This window comes from Microcystis sp. M53602_WE12 (assembly GCF_030065455.1).
GTDB lineage: Bacteria > Cyanobacteriota > Cyanobacteriia > Cyanobacteriales > Microcystaceae > Microcystis > Microcystis aeruginosa.
Genome location: NZ_JASJFB010000734.1, coordinates 1 through 5524, shown reverse-complemented (window position 1 = coordinate 5524; position 5524 = coordinate 1). Strand labels below are relative to the sequence as shown.

Annotated in this window: 5 protein-coding genes and 1 pseudogene; 3 read left to right on the top strand and 3 right to left on the bottom strand. The window is 45.3% G+C overall.

The annotated features are described in order from the left end of the window. Window positions 1–241 precede the first annotated feature (241 nt). Window positions 242–2122 carry a DNA-directed RNA polymerase subunit gamma gene (locus PX482_RS22735; RefSeq protein WP_002762768.1) on the top strand — a complete coding sequence of 627 codons (1881 nt, stop codon included), beginning with the start codon at window positions 242–244 and terminating at the stop codon, window positions 2120–2122. 40 nt (window positions 2123–2162) lie between these two features. Here the strand turns inward: PX482_RS22735 and PX482_RS22730 are convergent, their stop codons facing one another. Both PX482_RS22730 and PX482_RS22725 read right to left on the bottom strand, forming a co-directional pair. Further along, window positions 2163–2579, bottom strand: coding sequence for a RidA family protein (locus PX482_RS22730; protein WP_002762767.1), 417 nt, complete (start codon window positions 2577–2579; stop codon window positions 2163–2165). A gap of 264 nt (window positions 2580–2843) precedes the next feature. Next, a complete protein-coding gene (locus PX482_RS22725; RefSeq protein ID WP_002762766.1) occupies window positions 2844–3191 on the bottom strand; it encodes a hypothetical protein in 348 nt (115 codons plus the stop codon). Between PX482_RS22725 and PX482_RS27885 the strand changes: the two are divergent. Then, window positions 3190–3294 (top strand): annotated as a pseudogene (locus PX482_RS27885) (DUF29 family protein); the annotation flags it as partial. The gene PX482_RS22725 and the pseudogene PX482_RS27885 overlap by 2 nt on opposite strands. A gap of 142 nt (window positions 3295–3436) precedes the next feature. Here the strand turns inward: PX482_RS27885 and larC are convergent. Next, entirely contained in the window at window positions 3437–4693 is a 1257-nt protein-coding gene (gene larC, locus PX482_RS22715) for a nickel pincer cofactor biosynthesis protein LarC (protein WP_002762763.1), read from the bottom strand. Between larC and PX482_RS22710 the strand changes: the two genes are divergently transcribed. Beyond that, the gene (locus PX482_RS22710; protein ID WP_002762761.1) at window positions 4670–5311 is read left to right on the top strand and encodes an L-threonylcarbamoyladenylate synthase; all 642 of its coding nucleotides are present in this window, start codon (window positions 4670–4672) and stop codon (window positions 5309–5311) included. The two genes, larC and PX482_RS22710, sit on opposite strands and share 24 nt — an antisense overlap. The last annotated feature ends 213 nt before the right edge of the window (window positions 5312–5524 follow it).

The window sequence follows — 5524 nt, the reverse complement described above, 5'->3', positions numbered from 1 at the left end:
ATTGTCACCTAGCAGCGGCTGCGGCCGACGGTAGCATCACCATCTGGGAAAATATCACTTAATGGTCGATCGAACTGGAAAAATTGTATAATGTAATGTCCCGGACTCGGTCAGGCCAGTTTGACCCCAAGAAAAAGTGACTGAGTTAACCGTCGTTTCTGCCTAATAGTTGTCATCGGGGCATCGAGAACGCGCGAGCGATCGCTTATCCCAGATCATCACCCATAGTAAAAAATTCAGAATGAAGACTCCAACAGATCAAAGATTTGATTACGTCAAAATCGGTTTAGCGTCCCCCGAAAGAATTCGGCAATGGGGAGAAAGAAACCTGCCTAACGGTCAAGTCGTCGGAGAAGTAACCAAACCAGAAACGATCAACTATCGGACTCTCAAACCGGAAATGGATGGGTTATTCTGCGAGAAAATTTTTGGCCCCTCGAAGGACTGGGAATGTTGGTGCGGTAAATACAAACGCGTCCGTCACCGGGGAATTGTCTGTGAACGTTGCGGGGTGGAAGTTACCGAGTCGCGGGTACGTCGTCATCGCATGGGTTTTATCAAATTAGCTGCCCCCGTCACCCACGTTTGGTATCTCAAAGGTATTCCCAGCTATCTCAGTATCCTGCTCGATATGCCCCTGCGGGACGTGGAGCAAATCGTCTATTTTAATGCCTATGTGGTTCTCGATCCGGGTAATGCCGGCAATCTTAGTTATAAACAACTCCTCAGCGAAGATCAATGGTTAGAGATCGAAGAAGAAATCTACGCGGAGGATTCGGAATTAGTCGGCATTGAAGTGGGTATCGGGGCCGAGGCTATCCAAAGACTCTTACAGGAAATTAACCTGGAAGAAGAAGCGGAAAGACTGCGGACGGAAATTGTCGAAAGTAAAGGGCAAAAACGGGCAAAATTAATTAAACGTCTCCGGGTAATCGATAACTTTGTCGCCACGGGTTCTCAGGCAGAATGGATGGTTTTAAGCGTAATTCCCGTGATTCCTCCCGATTTACGCCCGATGGTGCAGTTGGACGGCGGCCGTTTTGCCACCTCTGACCTGAACGATCTCTACCGTCGGGTGATTAACCGCAATAACCGTTTATCCCGTCTGCAAGAAATTCTCGCCCCCGAAATTATCGTCCGTAACGAAAAACGGATGTTACAGGAGGCCGTCGATGCTTTAATTGATAACGGTCGTCGCGGTCGCACGGTGGTGGGGGCCAATAATCGCGCCCTGAAGTCTTTATCGGATATTATCGAGGGTAAACAGGGGCGTTTCCGTCAAAATCTCCTCGGTAAACGGGTTGACTATTCGGGACGTTCGGTTATCGTTGTCGGTCCGAAGTTGAAGATCTATCAATGCGGTTTACCCCGGGAAATGGCGATCGAATTGTTCCAACCCTTCGTTATCCATCGTTTAATTAAATTAGGCATCGTCAATAATATCAAGGCGGCCAAGAAAATGATCCAACGGGGGGATGCCAATGTTTGGCACGTCTTGGATGAAGTGATCACGGGACACCCGGTGATGTTAAACCGCGCCCCTACCCTGCACCGTTTGGGCATTCAAGCGTTTGAACCGATCCTAGTGGAGGGCCGGGCGATTCAGTTACATCCCCTCGTCTGTCCCGCTTTTAACGCTGACTTTGACGGGGACCAAATGGCCGTACATATTCCCCTCTCCCTGGAAGCACAATCGGAAGCGCGATTGTTGATGTTAGCTTGTCATAATATTCTCTCACCGGCGACCGGTCGCCCGATTGTTGCCCCTTCTCAGGATATGGTTTTGGGTTGTTATTATCTCACGGCCGAAAATCCCAAGGCCCAAAAGGGTGGGGGTCGTTATTTCGCCAGCATGGATGACGCTATTCGCGCTTTTGATCAGGGATTGGTGGATCTACACGCTTCCGTGTGGTTGCGTTTACCTGTCGGAGAAAAGGTGAAAACCAATAAACCCGATGAGGAAGTCCTGGAAACGGAAACTCTCCCCGATGGCAGCATCTGGAAATATTATCGGGAACGCAAAACCCGCGAGAAGGATGGTCAGATAATTTCTCAGTATGTGCGTACTACTGTAGGGCGAATTATCTACAATAAGACGATCCTAGAAGCTTTAGTAGTCTAGAGAGAGATTAGGTTAGGGTGGGCAATGCCCACCTTAATTTTTAGGCTAAAGCGGCAATACATTCTATTTCCACTAGCACATCTTTGGGAAGACGGGCCACCTCCACACAGGCCCGGGCCGGGGCGGTTTCCGGGGGGAAATAACGGGCATAAACTTGATTCATCGCCCCGAAATTGGCTAAATCCGAGAGAAAGACGGTAGTTTTCACCACATTTGACCAATTAGCCCCAGCAGCGGTTAAAATGCCCTCTAGATTGGCCATAACTTGTTCGGTTTGGGCGCTAATTTCCCCGGAGACGATTTCACCCGTGACGGGATCTAGGGGAATTTGTCCCGCAACAAAGAGAAAAGGACCAGGAGCGGCGATCGCTTGATTATAGGGACCCACAGGGGCCGGAGCTTTATCAGTACGGATGACCTGATTATTCATGGGCAGGATAGTTAAAAAAGATGACATTGAATCAATTGAATATTTTCCCAGTTTTTCGATCGCTTGTAGTTAATTTTCGCCGGTTAGGGGGTTTAATTTTGACTGATTGTCTTTGTCGAAGGTGCGCTAAAAGCGATTGTACGAGAAATAAGTCAACACTTATGACGCTGCAATTCTGCATCTAAGTAGCTGGTTATAATTAAATTAAAAATGGATTTTAGGTTCGATCCCCCCTGCCCCCCTTGATAAGGGGGGTGCCGATAGGCGGGGGGATCTGAAAGTTTTTAATACCTACCTACTTAACTCTGTTAACAAAGCATATATTCTATCAAAATTATATTTAGTTTCAGAAGGAGCATCATAGGTTGTCAAAGTACCTTTAGTATGACTATGAGCCGCTAGATTGCGACTTTTCTTTAGATTACCAAGATAACCTTTTAAAGTACTAATTTTATCAGTTTTTTCTGACTTTTTTTCGATTTTTTCTAATGTTGCTAAACCAATAACTATCATCAACATTTTTCTAAAAGCTTCATATTGAAAGTTAGAGTTAGGCTTAATAATCTCGTCTTTGATGAATTTTTGGTTAGCTGGGGACTTTAAGCATCGTTTAGCACATCTTAAAACTATATCATCCACGGTAAATGAAACTAATTTACCAAAAGAAACTTTCCCAGTTGATTGTCCTTTTAGCCAAGAACAGGTTTTAAATTGGGATTATTTTCCTGAAAATAGCTTTTGAAAAATGGATATAAGTAGGGAGGCACAATTGTTTGTAGGATGGGTTAACGGTAGCGTAACATGAGCGGGCGTTGGGTTTCATGCTTCAACCCAACCTACGTTCTTTTGAACAATAGCAGTTTTATGATAAAATTGCCCTGCTATCAAGACTGATTTTTTTCTTGCCAAACAGCTAAGGCCATTTGATGAACAAATCGCCAAGGTAGATGATGCTGACGGGCAATTGCGGCACAATCTTCGTATTCTGGTTGTACGGTAATCGGTTGATTAATTGACTCTTTGTAGGCAACTTTTAGCCGAATTTGTCCATAGACAGTATCGATCGATTGTATCTCTCTTTTTAAGATTGATCGCTCTTGAATCGTCCTTCTAATGCCTAAAGTTGTGGTTTCCTGAAAGATCATATTTTCACAAATAGCAATTTTATCCAAGGCACAAATTACTGTCAAAAGTATTCCCAAACGGGATTTTTTCATAGTAATTGCTTGACTAAATACATCCAAGGCACCCACTTGTAATAAAGACTCACTTAAGTAGGCGATCGCTTGCGGATTTAAGTCATCAATTTGAGTTTCTAAAACTGCCACGGTTTCGCTTTCATCTAGCTTTTCTGATTCTTTTTTCCCTAACCAAAGTCGGACAAGATTGGGAATCGGTAAATCTTTTGTCCCTGCTCCTAAACCGACCTTTTCTAACTGCATTTTCGGCGGTTTACCGAAACTTTTAGCTAAAGTTGTCACAATAGCTGCCCCCGTGGGTGTTACTAACTCTGCTTCGATGCCATTACTATAAATTGGTACTTGTCGCCGACTGAACATTTGTACTACTGCTGGCACGGGAACCGGTAAACGACCATGGGCGGCCTGAACTGTACCGCCGCCGGTGGGTAGAGAAGAACAGTATAATTCACTCACCGATAGCCAATCCAAACCCAAACAAGTCCCGACGATATCGATAATGGCATCGGTTGCCCCCACTTCGTGAAAATGCACTTTTTCCGGTGCGATCCCGTGAACAGCCCCTTCTGCGATCGCAAGTTGTCGAAAAACCGCTAAACTCCATTCTTGGACTTTCTGGGGTAAATTTGCCTGTTTAATTAAATTTTCAATCTCCGGTAAATGGCGAGCGGGGGTATGATGGTGATGGTGGTGATGATCAGAGGACTTCTCGGCAGTGACATCGACGTGAATCTTAGTGGCAATTTGACCGCGACGATGCACTTTTTCGGCCTTTAACTGATATTCATCCTCGATTCCTAAAGTTTTTAGTTGTGCAATCAGGTATTCTAAGGGGACTCCTAAATCTACTAATGCCCCTAAACACATATCCCCGGCGATTCCCGTGGGACAATCCCAATAGGCGACGATTTTGCTATCATGGCTACTATTTACTCTCTCCATCCGGACAATCCCCAACAACGTTCTATCCAAGAAATCTGTCATGCCCTGAAAAATGGGGCAATTATGCTTTATCCTACCGATACCGTCTATGCGATCGGTTGCGATCTCAATGTGAAATCCGCCGTCGAACGAGTTCGCCAAATCAAGCAACTATCTAATGATAAACCCTTGACGTTTCTCTGTTCTTCTTTGTCGAATATTTCCGAGTACGCAGTGGTCAGCGATTATGCTTATAAGATTATGCGACGAGTTATACCCGGTCCCTACACTTTTCTCTTACCGGCGACTAAATTAGTGCCGAAAGTGGTGATGAATCCGAAGCGGAAAACCACTGGTATCCGGGTTCCCGATCATGTTATCTGTCGCACTATTCTCGAAACCCTAGAAAATCCCATTATCTCTAGTTCTGCTCATCTTCCCGATCAGGAGGGGGATTTTCCCACCAAGGGATTAGAAACCGCTAGGCTATTCGATGCCCTCGATCATATCGTTGATTTAATTATCGAAGATGGTTCGGCTCCCGGTTCGGAAGTGTCAACAATTGTTGATTTTACCAGCGATCAACCGGATATCGTGCGTCAGGGTTTGGGTTGGCCGGAATTACAACAATGGTTATAACGAAGGCAAAAGGCAAAAGGCAGGGGTCAGTATTCAGGAGACAGGAGACAGGAGATAGGAGATAGGAGATAGGAGATTATTTTTATTTATTCTTCCCACACCCCACTTCCCCACTTCCCCACACCCCACACCCCACTGATAACTGATAACTGATAAGTGTATCGGTTATTGCGACTTTTTGTTTCCTGAAAACCGCCTTGTGGAAGTCAAGTT

Excerpts from the sequence above, each read along its gene's own strand:
- PX482_RS22710 (WP_002762761.1), top strand. The coding sequence starts at position 4,670 with ATGGCTACTATTTACTCTCTCCATCCGGACAATCCCCAACAACGTTCT.
- PX482_RS22735 (WP_002762768.1), top strand. The coding sequence starts at position 242 with ATGAAGACTCCAACAGATCAAAGATTTGATTACGTCAAAATCGGTTTA.
- larC (WP_002762763.1), bottom strand. The coding sequence starts at position 4,693 with ATGGAGAGAGTAAATAGTAGCCATGATAGCAAAATCGTCGCCTATTGG.
- PX482_RS22730 (WP_002762767.1), bottom strand. The coding sequence starts at position 2,579 with ATGTCATCTTTTTTAACTATCCTGCCCATGAATAATCAGGTCATCCGT.